Origin of the sequence: Westiellopsis prolifica IICB1, from assembly GCF_004323185.1 — a bacterium.
In the GTDB taxonomy this organism is placed as follows: Bacteria; Cyanobacteriota; Cyanobacteriia; order Cyanobacteriales; family Nostocaceae; genus Pelatocladus; species Pelatocladus prolificus_A.
In genome coordinates this window covers 2612795-2627647 of sequence record NZ_NAPS01000001.1, presented here as the reverse complement: position 1 = coordinate 2627647, position 14853 = coordinate 2612795, and the positions used below count along the sequence as shown (strand labels likewise).

The following is a 14853-nucleotide window of genomic DNA, read 5'->3' as shown; positions in this document are numbered from 1 at the left end:
TATTGGGAATATTAAGATGAAACCAAAGGGAAAAAAGTTTAATCGTAATTTAAGTAGTCAGATAAAAAAAATATATAGTAAGCGATCGCTCTTTCTGGCAATTTTGCTGTTTATCTTTGCATCTACAACACCACCAGTGATTGCTAAGGTTTCGCAATCAACCCAAATTGTGCAAACTCAGACCAATACACAACAGCTCGTTAGCCAAGCAACCGAATTATACCGTTCTGGTCAGTTCCAAGAAGCTGCTGCTGTGTGGGAAAAAACAGTATCTGCATTTTCTAGCCAAAAAGATAATTTAAATCAAGCAATGGCTTTGAGCAATCTGTCATTGACTTATCAACAACTTGGACAGTGGGAAAAAGCCATCAAAGCTAATCAGGACAGTTTAGCAATACTGCAAACCCAGCCCGAAAGTCAAAACAAACAGAAAATTTTGGCGCAAGCTTTAGATATTCAAGGCTATTTACAAAGAGACATTGGACAATCAACACAAAGTCTTGAAAGTTGGCAACAAGCAGCGAAAATTTATAGTCAAATCAAGGAACCTGCAAAATTAGCACAAAACAAAATTAACCAAACTCAAGTTATGCAAGATTTGGGTCTTTTCCCCCGTGCTTGCAAAACTTTATTGGAAGTCTTGAATCCAGAAATTGGAGTTAGCAGTTGTCAAGATTTTAATCAATTATCATCAGAAGATTTAACAGAAAGAATCAAAAAAGTTACAAGCAAATCTTCTTCTGAAACCACAATGATAGCTTTGAGAAGTCTGGGTGAAATACTCCGTTTTATTGGTCAACCAGAACAGTCTCAAATTGTTTTAAAAAGTAGCTTAGATTTAGCTAAGAAATTAAACTCTACTCAAGAACAAGCAGCTACTTATTTAAGTATTGGTAACACAACCAAAACCTTAGCTGAAAATGAAAGAGTACGCCGCGTCAGAGAAAATTACTATCAAGGAGCTATAAATGCTTATACCCAAGCATCAAAGCTAACTACATCACCATCTACACGGCAAAAAGCACAACTAAATCAACTCAGTTTGTTATTAAAACAAGCAAAATCTGATCCAGAAAAATATAAAGAAGCAGAAGCTTTTTGGTTATCTCTCAATCTTGAAAATGTTCAATTTTCTCCCAGTCGGACAGGAGTTTACGAGCAAATCAATTATGCTCAAAGTTTAGCAGAACTCATCCAACCCGAAAAATCTCAGCAAAAACAAGATTCACAACTACCAAGTTTTGACCAAATTGATCAGATTTTAGAACAAGCAGCCAGCCAAGCTAAAAAATTAGGAGACAAACCAGCTGAAGCTTATGCAATCGGAAATCGCGGTGCGCTGTATGAACAAAGAGGTAGTCAAGAGGATTTATCTCAAGCAGAAAATTTTACTAGACAAGCTTTGAGTACAGTTTCGAGCCTTGATTCACCGCATATATCCTATCAATATTTTTGGCAATTAGGCAGGATACACAGAAAGCAAGGAAATCTAGAAAATGCGATCGCAGCTTCAACCAAGGCTTATAATTCCCTACAATCATTACGTACTGATTTAGTAGCAGTTAATCCAGAAGTACAGTTTTCTTTTCGAGCTAGTGTAGAACCGGTTTATCGCCAACTCGTCGAACTAGAATTGGAATATGCTCAATTCTTGAAAAAAGCCGGAAAAGATGAAGAAAGACAGAAACGATTAACTCAAGCTAGAGATGTATTAGAATCTCTACAATTGGCTGAACTTAATAACTTTTTCCGTGAAGCATGTGTAGAAGCAAATAGCACAAAAATCGATGAAGTAGACACCAGCGCCGCAGTTATTTATCCCATTGTTTTGTCAAATAAACAAAAGCCAGACCAAGACAGCTTAGAAGTAATTCTTAGCCTACCAAATCAATCCCAAAGTAATAAAGCTCAAAGCAAAACATCTCAAAGTGATCGAATTCTACGTCTTTACAGTACCCAAATTAAAACACAAGAATTAGAAGAGACTGTAGAACAAATACAGGCTTTTCTAAAAAACCCTGATACTAAGCTTGAAGAATCTTTGCCTTTGTACCAACAAGTATACGATTGGCTAATTAGACCTATCAAACAAGACTTAGAAAACAGCAAAGTTGACACCTTAGTGTTTGTTTTGGATGAAAAACTCAGAAATATTCCCATGTCTGTACTGCACGATGGTCAACAATATTTATTGGAAAAATATGCCATTGCTTTAACTCCTGGGTTACAGCTAATTAATCCAAAACCACTAGCAGACATTAATATCAAAGCCCTCACAGCAGGAATAAGCAAACCACATCAAGGTTTTAAAGAATTAGCTCAAGTGCAATCGGAACTAAACCAAATCGAAAAATTAGGAATTGCACCTAAACCACTCCTGAACGAAAAATTTACAATTAAAGAGATTCAAAACCGAATTCTCAACTCAGATGTTTCGATTGTTCATTTAGCAACTCATGCTCAATTTAGTTCGATCGCTGACGATACTTTTATCTTGTTTTGGGATCAACGCTTGAATGTTAAACAGTTAGGTAATCTGCTACGAAACAACGCCCTAATTTCCCGTAGTCCGATAGAATTATTAGTTCTTAGTGCTTGTGAAACAGCGATTGGTGATCAACGTGCTGCTTTAGGACTAGCGGGAGTAGCAGTACGGTCTGGTGCGCGTAGTACAATGGCAAGCTTATGGTCAGTGGAAGATAAAAGCACAGCTAAACTCATGGGTGAATTATATAGTCAGTTAGAAAATGCCAAGACCACTAAAATCAACAAAGCGCAAGCACTCCAGGAAGCACAACGAGTTCTTCTTAAAGACAAGCAATACAGCAATCCCCACTTCTGGGCGCCATTTGTCGTTGTAGGTAACTGGCAATAAATAATACCATTTCACGTTAATTGCGATACACATAAATAATGTAGAGACGCGATATATCACGTCTCTTATCGCGTCTCTACTTATGACACCTGCATAAGCCCTATAAAATTTAAAAATCCCCCAGCTCTACGAAAAACTAAGCTGGGGGATGTTCTAGGATGGTCTATAAGATTGAACTAAATTAGCTAAAGGTTGTTATTGGACATCAGAAGGTATGAGTAGTCCATTAATTTGGACAATCACGCCATTTGTGGTAGTTGTGGCAGGATGGTTGACTTTAGCATTACCTATCTTAAGTTCACCATCAGCCTCTTCAGTGATTTTGAGTTCAGTACCTTCTAGAGTTTTGAGTACTCCAGTTTTGATTTGCTCAGGAGTAATTTCACCAACAATCACGTGATATTTCAAAACTTTCTCACGGTTGTTACTATATTTGGTGAAGACATTGCTATCTAAGCCATTGAATGCATTATCTGTCGGAGCAAAAATTGTGAAATAACCTGGCTGTTTGAGCTGGTCAAAAAGTTTAGCTTCTTTCAATTCATAAACTAGATTGGCATATTTACCATCCTTAGCAAGAGTATCAGCAATGGTACTATTGGAGTTGCGATAAGGATAGTTCCGATAAGCAGAAGGTTGCAAAAAGGCAAAGCCATAGAATCTTCTAGCTAATACTGGAGAACTAATCATGGTTGTGACACCAATAATCCCCATCACCCAAGCCAATCGGACAAACCATTTTTTGCCACTTAAGGCATGAATTTTTTGAGGAAACATAAGACTTACCTGGTAACTCTAAGTTTTACGCTAATACTACAAGAGTTGAATGCTAGTTTTCGGAAAAATTATATAATTTTAGACTAAAAATTGGAATGACACCACTATTGTATAAATCAGTATCAAATTATTCAAGTAAAGTCTGTCCTGTAATTTGTTTTGTATCAAAATCTTGTTTACAGTAGCTTATTTAATTTGCTTGTACTGAAATATAATCTGATTTAAGTAATAAATAACACTTTTAAATCAATATTAATTTTGTTCTCAGCGATCGCACCTATTCCCTTAATACTGATCAAATCGCCAACATCAATGCTTTCGTAGTAGCGTGAGAACTCTGAGCAAACGAATATACTCACAGTGTTATTTCACCGCAATGCGATAATGGAACACGGCGATGTTCATATCGCACCCTTCGGGATCTTGCTACGTGTCGCTTCTCTGTTAGAACGCGCATACTTGCTCGTTTCCCGCATACCGAGAGGTTTTATGAGAGAAAGTAACAACAAGCAAATACGCATTTGGGCTATGCTGTGTCATCTCTCAGCTTTGTTGTGGATACCATTAATTTCTTTAGTCTTTATTGGCATACCCATATATCTTCCGTTACTCAATCTTCTTGGTCCATTGATAGTATGGCAATGGAAAAAATCACAAGACCCGTGGATAGACTTTCAAGGCAAAGAATCTTTAAATTTTCAGCTTTCCATCACAGTTTATACATTAATTGTAATTATAATTTCCCTATTCCTAGTTTTTACAACTTGTGGGATTGCGCTCACAAACAATGTAGCTTCTAAACAATTAGAAACAACTTTAAATACTTTATTAACAGTTTTAATCATACTCATATCTATATTATTATTAACACAATTATGTTTAGTCATTTTTGCCTCTGTAAAAGCCTACAAAGGTCAACACTATCGCTATCCCTGTACAATTAGATTTTTGAGAAATTGAGTAATATCATGTCCATTTAAACACTTGTAATAACGTGAGTTTGATCGATGTGATGAGGAACAACATCTCGCCCTCAAATAAATAGCTGGCTCATAGCTAAAACCCACTTCAAGTGGGTTAAAAAGCATATTTAAAGAAGAGGTTAATCTAAAATCCACGCGTCCAAAATCCAAAATCGAGTGACCCTGGACAGCCCTAACGCAAGAATATTTAATCTAACCGCACATCAGCTTAGGATATTATTACTATTCAGACTTTACTACAATCCATTGCGTTACAGGTGTCATTGGTTTCCATCCCAAAAATCCGCCAATGGGAGCAACCCTTTGAACTGCAACGCGCATCAATTCCCCACCAACTTGATTGTGCCATTGCAGCAACTTTTGTTCACTTTCGATGGTGACAGCGTTCGCAACCAAGCGCCCACCGGGAGGTAAAGCTTGCCAACATACTTCAAATAATCCTGGTGCGGTTGCACCACCACCGATAAAAATAGCGTCGGGTTGGGGTAAATCTTTTAATGCAGCGGGGACTTTTCCGTGGACAATTTGTAAATTGGGTGTGCCAAGGGTAATAGCATTGTCAGCAATATATTGTAATCGAGTGGGATTTTGTTCAATCGCGATCGCTCGACAACGAGCATGAGTCCGCATCCATTCAATACCTATCGAACCACACCCTGCACCAACATCCCATAATAATTGTCCCGGAACAGGAGCTAAAGCCCCAAGAGTAATAGCTCGTACTTCATGCTTGGTGAGTTGTCCATCATGATGGTAAACATCATCTGGTAAGCCTGCTAAACGAGATAATCCTACAACCCCAGGATCAGCAATACACTCAACAGCAATAGTATTTAAATCAGCTACTTCTGTAGTTGTCCATGAGGCGGCTGTCCCTTCAATGATCCGTTCTTGAGAACCACCCATGCGTTCTAGAACTGTAATTTTACTATCACTAAATCCGCGTTTTGTCAATATTTCAGCTACAATTATCGGGGTTTGCTTCCCTTCACTCAAAATCAACAATCGCGCCCCAGGATAAATCATAGTCTGGAGTAGAGCCGGAGGACGAGCGTTGAGGCTTAATGTCTCTATTTCTGTAAGTGACCATCCTAGTTTTGCACAGGCAAGGCTAAAACATGAAGGCGCAGGAATAATAGTCATCTCAGTAATCGGTATGCTACGTCTGAGGGTGACACCAATACCAAAACACATGGGATCACCACTAGCTAAAACACAGACACATTGACCCCGACGACGGAGAATTTCTTCTACATATATGCTGATAGGTGATGACCAAATGATTTTTTCGCGTTGATCATCGGCTGGTAGCATAGCCAAATGACGACTTCCACCAACTATTACCTTTGCATTTTGCAGTATAGAACAAGCGATCGCACTCAATCCTGATAGCCCATCTTCACCAATACCTACCACAGATAGCCATTTTTGCACGTCAGTCATTCGATTTTAGATTTTAGATTTTGGATTTGGATTTTAGATGACTCTACGAGAAGCCGCTTACACGTCTATGGAAAATGGAATTGACTTCACAGCCTCTGTAAATAATATTTAGATCGTCCGATATAATATACCAGGTAATGCTATCTGCGATCGCTTGTCTATCCAGCTTATAACTCACGAGATAATCTCAAAGCAGGATGACAAAAATGGTGTGAGACAGTGATATTAACTAATAACCTTAAATATTTGAGCAAAGAGGCAAGAGCAGACAGCACAAGATTTCAGTTAACGAAATGATGTTCATGATTGACAAAATCAAAAAGTCATATTTGGCTATCGTTTTACTTTGTCTTATGCCTGTAATTATGCCAATACTTGCAATAATTACATTCAGCATCTACACTTACAGCAACAAAACTAAGGTTATTAATGCCGATGCAGCTATTGTTTTAGGAGCCGAAGTTTGGGGAGAAAAACCTTCACCAGTTTTTCGAGAACGAATTAACCACGCAATTAATCTCTACAAACATGGAAAAGTTCACAATCTCATTTTTACTGGTGGAGTTGGCAAAAACAAAGAAATAGCCGAAGCAATTGTTGGTAAACGCTATGCAATTTCCAAAGGTGTCAAAAAAGCAAATATCTTAACCGAAACTGCTTCTCAAAATACTCAGCAGAACCTTTTGTATGCCAAGAATATTGCATTATCTCAGCATTTATCTAAGTTTCTCATTGTTAGCGATCCTTTGCATCTCAAACGAGCAGTTTTGATGGCACAAGACTTAGGAATGGATGCACATCCATCTGCAACACCTACTACTCGTTATCGCAGTTTTCAAACTAAATTTCAGTTTCTGATCAGAGAAACATTCGGTTGTTTCGTTTATCTTTTACTTAGACTGTAAATGTTCCCCAATCCCAGATCCCCAATCCCCAATCCCCGACCCCCAATCCCCAAAACAGCATTTTTGATTGCGAAACATTAAGGAATATTGCAATTCTGTGAAATCCTAAGATACACAGAGAAATGAGCCAAAAGTCCGTGATACGATGCTTTCGGTAAATGTGAAGATTGGGAGTAGACCTTTGACATTACGGGTTGCTGTTGTTGGGTCAGGCCCAGCTGGCTCATCTGCCGCAGAAACTTTGGCAAAAGCTGGGATCGAAACCTACCTGTTCGAGCGCAAGCTAGATAATGCCAAGCCCTGTGGCGGTGCAATTCCTCTGTGCATGGTCAGTGAATTTGACCTGCCCCAGGATATTATTGATCGCCAGGTGCGGAAGATGAAAATGATTTCACCCTCCAATCGTGAGGTTGATATCAATTTAGTAAAACAAGATGAATATATAGGAATGTGCCGTCGCGAGGTGCTAGATGGTTATCTGCGAAATCGTGCGGCAAAATTAGGCGCAAATTTAATAAATGCCACAGTTCATAAGCTAGATATTCCTACAAACAACACTGACCCCTATACCATCCATTATGTAGACCATACAGAAGGTGGCGCCCAAGGCATTGCCAAAACCCTCAAAGTTGATTTAATTATTGGGGCAGATGGCGCAAACTCCCGTATTGCCAAAGAAATGGACGCAGGGGATTATAATTATGCGATCGCTTTCCAAGAGCGGATTCGCCTACCCCAAGAGCAAATGGTCTATTACAATGACCTAGCAGAAATGTACGTCGGTGACGACGTTTCTACCGACTTCTACGCTTGGGTTTTCCCCAAATACGACCACGTAGCCGTGGGTACTGGCACAATGCACGTTAACAAAGCCAGCATCAAACAATTGCAAGCTGGTATTCGCGCCCGTGCTGCCCATAAGCTAGTAGGTGGTCAAATCATCAAAGTCGAAGCACACCCCATTCCGGAACATCCCCGTCCCCGTCGCGTTGTTGGCCGCATCGCGTTGGTAGGAGATGCAGCAGGTTATGTCACCAAATCCTCTGGAGAAGGTATTTACTTTGCTGCCAAATCTGGACGCATGTGTGCTGAAACCATTGTAGAAATGTCCAACAGCGGCGCTCTTATCCCCACCGAAGCTGACCTCAAGGTCTACTTAAAGCGTTGGGATAAAAAATATGGACTCACCTACAAAGTCTTAGACCTGCTGCAAAGCGTATTCTATCGTTCCGATGCCACCCGCGAGGCATTTGTAGAAATGTGTGCTGACCTTGATGTACAAAGGCTAACCTTTGATAGCTATCTGTACAAAACCGTCGTGCCAGCTAATCCCATTACCCAGCTAAAAATTACTGCTAAGACCATTGGTAGCTTAATTCGCGGTAATGCCCTTGCTCCCTAATCGCAGATAGTTGATATATTAAGGGTATTGAGAAGAGAACACACAAGACGCACCTGATTTGGGGGAATTTCTCCAGTTTAGGTGCGTCTAATTTTTTTAAGTACGATTAAAAAATTACTATTTCTTGACATCATTTAAGATTCTGTCCATGCACCACTCTGCTAGAGCTGCGATCGTCAAAGAGGGAGTAGAGCAAGCAGCAGAACCTGGAATCAATGACCCATCCACTATGTAAAGACCTGGGTGTCCGAACACGCGACCATAGGAGTCACAAACCTTGTTTATGACCTGACTTTTCCCGTTAAGTCTTGAAAAGGTTGCTGACAAAGGATTTAGGGCAAGGTACAAGATTTACAGTATAATCAGCCACGTGTGGTATCAAAGGAGACAATTCATGTTGGACTGGTGGGTAACTGAATCGCCACGCGATCGCTACTCTTTTGGCTTCTTTAATGTTTATCTATATTTATTCTTGTTTTAATAACTGGAATCTCGGCTTGGGAAAGGTTTTCTAGTTTAATCGCCACTAAACCTTCCTGAAAGGCTCTTGGAAATACATCTTGAATTTCCGAAGTTGCGTAACCCAATCTATCATAAAAACCTTGAGCGAACTGGATTGCAGATTTATCCTGAATCTGCTGGTTCATGCCAGCACAACACTGTCTACTGTTGTTAGACAGCCTAGAAAAAGAATATACAAGCCTTGTGCAGTAAGTATCGTTAGCTCATTTGTGAAAACGTCTATTTTTTATATCAATTTAAATTTTTTTTACGGAAAAATACTCAACTTTTTTGAAATAATTTTTATATTATTCGTGTAATTCCTACACAGCAAATGTTTTTATGATTGTTTGATTCTTTTTTAATACTGCATTTACTCACGCAAAGCACAACATCACAAAAATTTTTAACTCACACAGGCTGCTTCAATTATTGCCTGATCTTGTGATTCTGAAGAAAATTTAACAGGTAGACTAGATAAATCAATCGACTAGCTAAATTGTATTGTTTAGCCCTTTCAAGGTGACTCATAAAATCTCTTTTTTCCTCTCTGCGCTCTCTGCGTTCTCTGCGGTTTAAAAGTTATTTATTTAACCGCAGAGGCACAGAGAACACAGAGATAAGAGCTTACAGAGGAGTTGATTGTTGAGAATTTTGCTCCACCTTGAAAGGGCTAATTGTATTGTTTTATTCACTAGTCAAACTGATACGTATATGGTACTATTCTTTTTCTCTAAGAGAGTAAAATATAATTCACTAACTATATAGGCAAAATTTTAGATGTTTAAAACAGTAATTAGCAGCATCTTTATAGGAGCTTTTATCCTCAGCAGTGGAGTAATGGCAATTTCTAAACCAAGCCAAACTGATATACCAAAACGCTGGGTGCATTCTCAATTACCGCATCATACTATTAAAATCACAGCATCTACTATAGATACTGTTGTTATAGAAGATTCCGTTTTTCAACAAATTAATGATTACCGTGCCTCTCAAGGTCTACCAGCTTTTACTCGTAACGTTGCGATAGATGAGCAGGCTAGGACTCATAGTCGAAACATGGCTAATGGTACAGTCCCATTCGATCATAGTGGATTGGAACAGCGGATCCAAAGTATTGGTATTGCCTACAGCGCAGCATCAGAAAACATAGCTTATAACCAGGGCTACAGTGATCCTGCAACACAAGCCGTAAAATCCTGGCTAGATAGTCCAGAACATCTGGCTAATATAAAAAGTAATTATAATCTTGCTGGAATTGGTGTTGCGAACAATAGCCAAGGCGAAGTTTACTTTACACAAATTTTTCTTCGCACACGATAGTAAGTCGGCACAAATGTACCAGACGCGCCAAGCGCGAAGCCATGCGCTATAGCGCTATTGGCTCGTCTGATATGAGTTGGGGTCGTTATTTGTCATTCGTAATTGGTCATTGGTAAGGATTTTAGGTATGTTTACTTTTTGTAACTCAGTTATGTTTACATAGATCCCCAACTTCTCTTTTTTTTGAATATAATCCGTCTTGACCTAATTAATTGTTTAGGGTTAATATTATCGTAAGTCGTTGACTTTTCAGACTAATACTATGTTTACCAAGCAGCTTTCTCTACAACTAACTTCTAGCCTTCTATTAGGGCTAGGGCTGCTACTATGCCTTAAACGCAAATAGATTTTAAATTAAAAAGGGAACTGTTAACAGGGAACGCGAGTATCCCAAATTTTTAAAAGAACTGCGATTAAAATCGCAGTCTCATAGTTCAAGTATGCTTAAGCAGATTACTTGATTTGTTTAAGGTTTAAACCCTTAGCAGTATATTTCTATATCTTTCCTAGCCCCCTTTCCAAAACAGAATCAGAGTCCTGCTTAGAAAGAGGGATTTAGGGGGATCTAAAACTTTGCAACAAGAACCAAAAACCAACAAATTAGGAGATTCTTATGCAATTGCATCTAGCACTAGAGGCATTTCTACGACTATCTGTGGGTTGTCAGGTTTGGACAAAGTGGCAACCTGATAGCCCAATTTTTTCCGCAACATATTTCGCTACAACGCCTCACAAACATCATCAACAACAAAGGAAAAAACAAACGTGTTAAAAAATCCTGCAACAAAATATCGCCCATTTGCACCAATTAATTTAAACGATGCTCTGAAGGAGCCGTTACGCGATCGCACCTGGCCAAATCAAACAATCACTCATCCGCCAATCTGGTTAAGTACTGATTTAAGAGATGGAAATCAGGCGTTGATTGAACCAATGAATATTCACCGCAAGTTACGCCTGTTTCAGCTTTTAGTCAGCATTGGTTGCAAAGAAATAGAAGTCGCTTTTCCCTCGGCTTCCCAAACTGAGTTTGATTTTGTGCGATGCTTGATAGAACAGGAATTAATTCCTGATGACGTAACTATCCAAGTTTTAACACCAGCTAGAGAAGAATTAATCCGTCGTACCTTTGCAGCTTTAAAAGGTGCAAAACGTGCGATCGTACATTTATATAATGCAGTTTCTCCCGTTTTTCGCCGCATCGTTTTTGGTTTAGATCGCCAGGGGACAATCAATTTAGCAGTTAATGCAGCTAAATTATTTCCAGAATTAGCAGCCGAACAACCAGAGATAAACTGGCAATTTCAATATTCACCCGAAATCTTTACAACCACAGAATTAGATTTTGCTCAAGAAATCTGCAATGCAGTTTTAGATGTCTGGCAACCCACACCACAACACAAAGCTATCATCAATTTACCTGCAAGTGTCGAAGTTGCCACACCAAATATCTTTGCAGATCAAGTAGAGTGGATGCACCGCAACTTAACTCGCAGAGATAGCGTGATGATCAGCGTCCATCCCCATAACGATCGCGGTTGTGCAGTCGCAGCCGCAGAACTTGCCCAAATGGCAGGTGCTCAACGGGTTGAGGGCTGTTTGTTTGGCAATGGTGAACGCACTGGAAATGTTGATTTAGTCACTTTGGCAATGAATCTCTACACTCAAGGCATCCATCCAGGGTTAGATTTTTCCAATATTAACGAAGTTGCTAGAATCATTGAAGATTGCACACAATTACCCATTCATCCCCGTCATCCCTACGTCGGCGATTTGGTATTCACTGCTTTTTCCGGTTCCCATCAAGACGCCATAAAAAAAGGCTTTGCTGTACAGAAACCAGATGCTGTATGGGAAGTTCCTTATTTACCCATCGATCCAGCAGATGTGGGACGTACCTATGAATCTGTGGTGCGGGTGAACAGTCAATCAGGTAAAGGTGGAATCGCCTTCTTGCTGGAACGGGATTATGATTTAGTATTACCTCGTCGCTTGCAGATCGAGTTTAGCCAAATTGTCCAAAAAGCAATGGATGCTTCTGGGAAGGAAATGTCCTCTGCTGATATTTGGCAATTATTTGAGCAGGAATATTTGCAAGTTTGTACGCCAATGAAATACATGACTCATCACTTATCTGAAACTGAAGATTACAGTGGAGTGCAAAACATTGCAGTTAGATTGCAACAGGATGAGAAAATGATCACAGTTCAAGGTCAAGGTAACGGGCCGATTGACGCTTTTGTCAATGCTTTGGGTTTAGATATACAAATTCACCATTACGAAGAGCGATCGCGCAATACTGGGAGTAATGCAGATGCTATAGCCTGTGTTGAAATCGCAGGTAATTTCATCCCAGGTACATTACACGGTGTAGGTATTCATGCCAATATTGTCACAGCGTCAATCTTGGCAATACTAAGTGCTGTGAATCGCGCTTTGCAGCGTGTAAATGTAGTGTAGCTTTGATAGTGATTTGCGATCGCTCATCAGTAAAATAATTTTGCAACTCCAAATAGATCAAATCCCCGAATTCTCTAAAAAGTCGGGGATCTTTCCCTTTGAAGCTGAAGTTTTCCTTTGACAGAAATGCTTTCGGGGATTTTGATTTCAAGCTCCTACTCACTAACTACTAACTACTAACTGTTGCTTTTCAGGTAACTGAGTATACTCAGCAACAATTTTTCGGAATTGCTCTCCTTCTATAGTCTCCTGTTCTACTAACAGGTCTACAAGGCGATCTACCAATGCTCGGTTTTCACGGATAATTTTTCGGGCTTCTTGGTAACAAGCAATAGCCATTTCCCGCACTTGTCTATCAATCTTAGTGGCCATCTCTTCCGAATACTCGTTGCGGCTGACCCAATCTCTACCCAGGAAGACATCACTATTTTGAGTTTCTAAAGCTACTAGTCCCAAGTCAGACATCCCATACATTGTCACCATCTTTCGGGCTAGGTTCGCAACCATTTTCAAATCGTTACTAGCACCACCTGTAACTTCAGATTCTCCAAATACTTCTGCCTCTGAGGCTTTTCCTCCCAATGTCATGGTAATGTTGTCTTGTATCCAAGCACGAGTGTAAAGACCACTATCAATCATCTCTTCATTGAGAATTTGTTGAGAGAAACCACCCACTCCACCAGAACGGGGAATAATGGTAACTTTGTTTAAAGGGTCTGCGTGGGGTAAAAGTGTAGCTAACAGAGCGTGTCCTATCTCGTGATAGGCAATTAATCGCTTCTTGTTGCTATCTAACAATGGGTTGAGAGTTAACCCAATAGTCAGCCTATCAATAGCATCGTCAATTTCTATCTGTGTAATTAAATCTTTGCGTCTGCGTGCTGTAAGAATAGCTGCTTCATTCAACAGGTTAGCTAAATCTGCTCCTGTAAAACCAGGGGTACGGCGTGCAACAACTTCTAGAGAAACTGCTGGATCAACCTTCTTATTACGAGCGTGAACTTTTAGAATTTCCAAACGCCCTTTCCTGTCTGGTGCATCAACAATTACCTGACGGTCAAATCTTCCAGGTCGAAGTAATGCTGCATCCAAAACGTCTGGGCGGTTAGTAGCAGCAATAATAATAATTCCTGTATTGCCCTCAAAACCATCCATTTCGGTCAGCAACTGGTTAAGAGTTTGCTCTCTTTCGTCGTTACCACCACCAATACCAGCACCCCGTTGTCTACCAACAGCATCGATTTCATCGATAAATATCAAACAAGGGGCATTATCTTTGGCTTTTTTGAATAAGTCACGAACACGAGACGCACCCACACCAACAAACATTTCCACAAATTCTGAACCAGAAATGCTAAAGAAGGGAACGCCTGCTTCCCCAGCAATAGCTTTTGCTAATAAAGTTTTACCAGTACCCGGAGGTCCTACTAACAACACTCCTTTTGGGATGCGTGCGCCAACAGCAGTAAATTTCTCTGGTTGTTTGAGGAAGGTAACAACTTCTTGCAGTTCTTCTTTTGCTTCTTCAATACCCGCGACATCATCAAACTTGATACCAGTTTTTGCCTCCATTTGAAAACGAGCTCTGGATTTACCAAAGTTCATAGCTTGACTAGAAGCATTCGTAGATCGGCGTAGAAACAACAACATTAAAGCAACCAGTGGCAAAATCCACATGAGATTGATCAAAAGACCAACAGCAGCTTTACTGTTAGCAGAGGAAACCTCGTCAAACTGGACATTTCGATTAGCTTTAAGTGTATTGATTAATTCTGGATTTTGATCCAAAAGCTTTACACGTTGCGGTTGAGCATTTGGCTCCTGTCCCTTAAGATACACATCTGCTACTTTTTCGGTTTCGTCTAAATCTACCCTGACGACTTCTCCATTTTCAATTTTTTGGAGCAGTTTACCATAAGTAAGAGTGTTGTTATCCTGCTGTTCTGCTTTTTGTGCCAAGGCTGGAGTACCTGTCACAAATCCTGGCAACATCATCATACTAGCTACCAACGCCCCTGCCAAAGCTGTACGTTTTGTCGGTCGCTGTTTTGTTGATACCTTTTTTTCAAAACTTCTCATAAGAATTACCCTTTGTCCGCTGCCATGATCTGAGCGCTGGTTTTTTATGGCTTTATCTTTTAGAAAGAGTAGAAATAACCTTTTCTCACTCTAGTGTAGCTCTGT

At 39.8% G+C, this 14853-nt stretch carries 11 protein-coding genes and 1 pseudogene; 6 read left to right on the top strand and 6 right to left on the bottom strand.

The window, feature by feature from the left end; translation table 11 throughout:
* The first annotated feature begins 16 nt into the window (after positions 1-16).
* Positions 17-2875, top strand: a complete 2859-nt coding sequence (locus B4U84_RS10975; protein ID WP_131117776.1) for a CHAT domain-containing protein — start codon at positions 17-19, stop codon at positions 2873-2875.
* Positions 2876-3070: 195 nt separating this feature from the next.
* Here the strand turns inward: B4U84_RS10975 and B4U84_RS10970 are convergent, their stop codons facing one another.
* Positions 3071-3652 carry a fasciclin domain-containing protein gene (locus B4U84_RS10970; protein WP_017313301.1) on the bottom strand — a complete coding sequence of 194 codons (582 nt, stop codon included), beginning with the start codon at positions 3650-3652 and terminating at the stop codon, positions 3071-3073.
* A 221-nt stretch (positions 3653-3873) separates the two neighbouring features.
* Positions 3874-4011 (bottom strand): hypothetical protein, encoded by a 138-nt coding sequence (locus B4U84_RS30510; RefSeq protein ID WP_165490267.1) that lies wholly within the window; start codon positions 4009-4011, stop codon positions 3874-3876.
* 130 nt (positions 4012-4141) lie between these two features.
* Here B4U84_RS30510 and B4U84_RS10965 point away from each other — a divergent pair, with 130 nt between their 5' ends.
* Complete coding sequence (locus B4U84_RS10965; protein WP_026082154.1) at positions 4142-4612, top strand: DUF4870 domain-containing protein; 471 nt, start codon at positions 4142-4144, stop codon at positions 4610-4612.
* 245 nt (positions 4613-4857) lie between these two features.
* Here B4U84_RS10965 and cbiE read toward each other — a convergent pair whose 3' ends face one another.
* A complete protein-coding gene (gene cbiE / locus B4U84_RS10960; RefSeq protein ID WP_207390920.1) occupies positions 4858-6078 on the bottom strand; it encodes a precorrin-6y C5,15-methyltransferase (decarboxylating) subunit CbiE in 1221 nt (406 codons plus the stop codon).
* A 302-nt stretch (positions 6079-6380) separates the two neighbouring features.
* Here cbiE and B4U84_RS10955 point away from each other — a divergent pair, with 302 nt between their 5' ends.
* Positions 6381-6983, top strand: coding sequence for a YdcF family protein (locus B4U84_RS10955; protein ID WP_017313304.1), 603 nt, complete (start codon positions 6381-6383; stop codon positions 6981-6983).
* A gap of 145 nt (positions 6984-7128) precedes the next feature.
* Positions 7129-8385, top strand: coding sequence for a geranylgeranyl reductase (gene chlP / locus B4U84_RS10950; RefSeq protein ID WP_017313305.1), 1257 nt, complete (start codon positions 7129-7131; stop codon positions 8383-8385).
* A gap of 117 nt (positions 8386-8502) precedes the next feature.
* On the opposite strand, the pseudogene B4U84_RS10945 reads toward chlP, so the two are convergent.
* Positions 8503-8673, bottom strand: a pseudogene (locus tag B4U84_RS10945) (GMC oxidoreductase); the annotation flags it as partial.
* Positions 8674-8834: 161 nt separating this feature from the next.
* Positions 8835-9032, bottom strand: coding sequence for a hypothetical protein (locus B4U84_RS10940; protein ID WP_017313306.1), 198 nt, complete (start codon positions 9030-9032; stop codon positions 8835-8837).
* A 634-nt stretch (positions 9033-9666) separates the two neighbouring features.
* Here B4U84_RS10940 and B4U84_RS10935 point away from each other — a divergent pair.
* Positions 9667-10209, top strand: a complete 543-nt coding sequence (locus tag B4U84_RS10935; protein ID WP_017313307.1) for a CAP domain-containing protein — start codon at positions 9667-9669, stop codon at positions 10207-10209.
* A gap of 765 nt (positions 10210-10974) precedes the next feature.
* Entirely contained in the window at positions 10975-12669 is a 1695-nt protein-coding gene (leuA, locus tag B4U84_RS10930; RefSeq protein WP_017313308.1) for a 2-isopropylmalate synthase, read from the top strand.
* A gap of 162 nt (positions 12670-12831) precedes the next feature.
* Here the strand turns inward: leuA and ftsH are convergent, their stop codons facing one another.
* The gene (gene ftsH, locus B4U84_RS10925; RefSeq protein ID WP_017313309.1) at positions 12832-14748 is read right to left on the bottom strand and encodes an ATP-dependent zinc metalloprotease FtsH; all 1917 of its coding nucleotides are present in this window, start codon (positions 14746-14748) and stop codon (positions 12832-12834) included.
* Between the last annotated feature and the right edge of the window lie 105 nt (positions 14749-14853).

Coding starts and splice junctions, on each gene's coding strand:
- B4U84_RS10955 (WP_017313304.1), top strand. CDS start 6,381: ATGATTGACAAAATCAAAAAGTCATATTTGGCTATCGTTTTACTTTGT.
- B4U84_RS10970 (WP_017313301.1), bottom strand. CDS start 3,652: ATGTTTCCTCAAAAAATTCATGCCTTAAGTGGCAAAAAATGGTTTGTC.
- chlP (WP_017313305.1), top strand. CDS start 7,129: ATGCTTTCGGTAAATGTGAAGATTGGGAGTAGACCTTTGACATTACGG.
- ftsH (WP_017313309.1), bottom strand. CDS start 14,748: ATGAGAAGTTTTGAAAAAAAGGTATCAACAAAACAGCGACCGACAAAA.
- B4U84_RS10965 (WP_026082154.1), top strand. CDS start 4,142: ATGAGAGAAAGTAACAACAAGCAAATACGCATTTGGGCTATGCTGTGT.
- B4U84_RS10935 (WP_017313307.1), top strand. CDS start 9,667: ATGTTTAAAACAGTAATTAGCAGCATCTTTATAGGAGCTTTTATCCTC.
- B4U84_RS10975 (WP_131117776.1), top strand. CDS start 17: ATGAAACCAAAGGGAAAAAAGTTTAATCGTAATTTAAGTAGTCAGATA.
- B4U84_RS10940 (WP_017313306.1), bottom strand. CDS start 9,032: ATGAACCAGCAGATTCAGGATAAATCTGCAATCCAGTTCGCTCAAGGT.
- cbiE (WP_207390920.1), bottom strand. CDS start 6,078: ATGACTGACGTGCAAAAATGGCTATCTGTGGTAGGTATTGGTGAAGAT.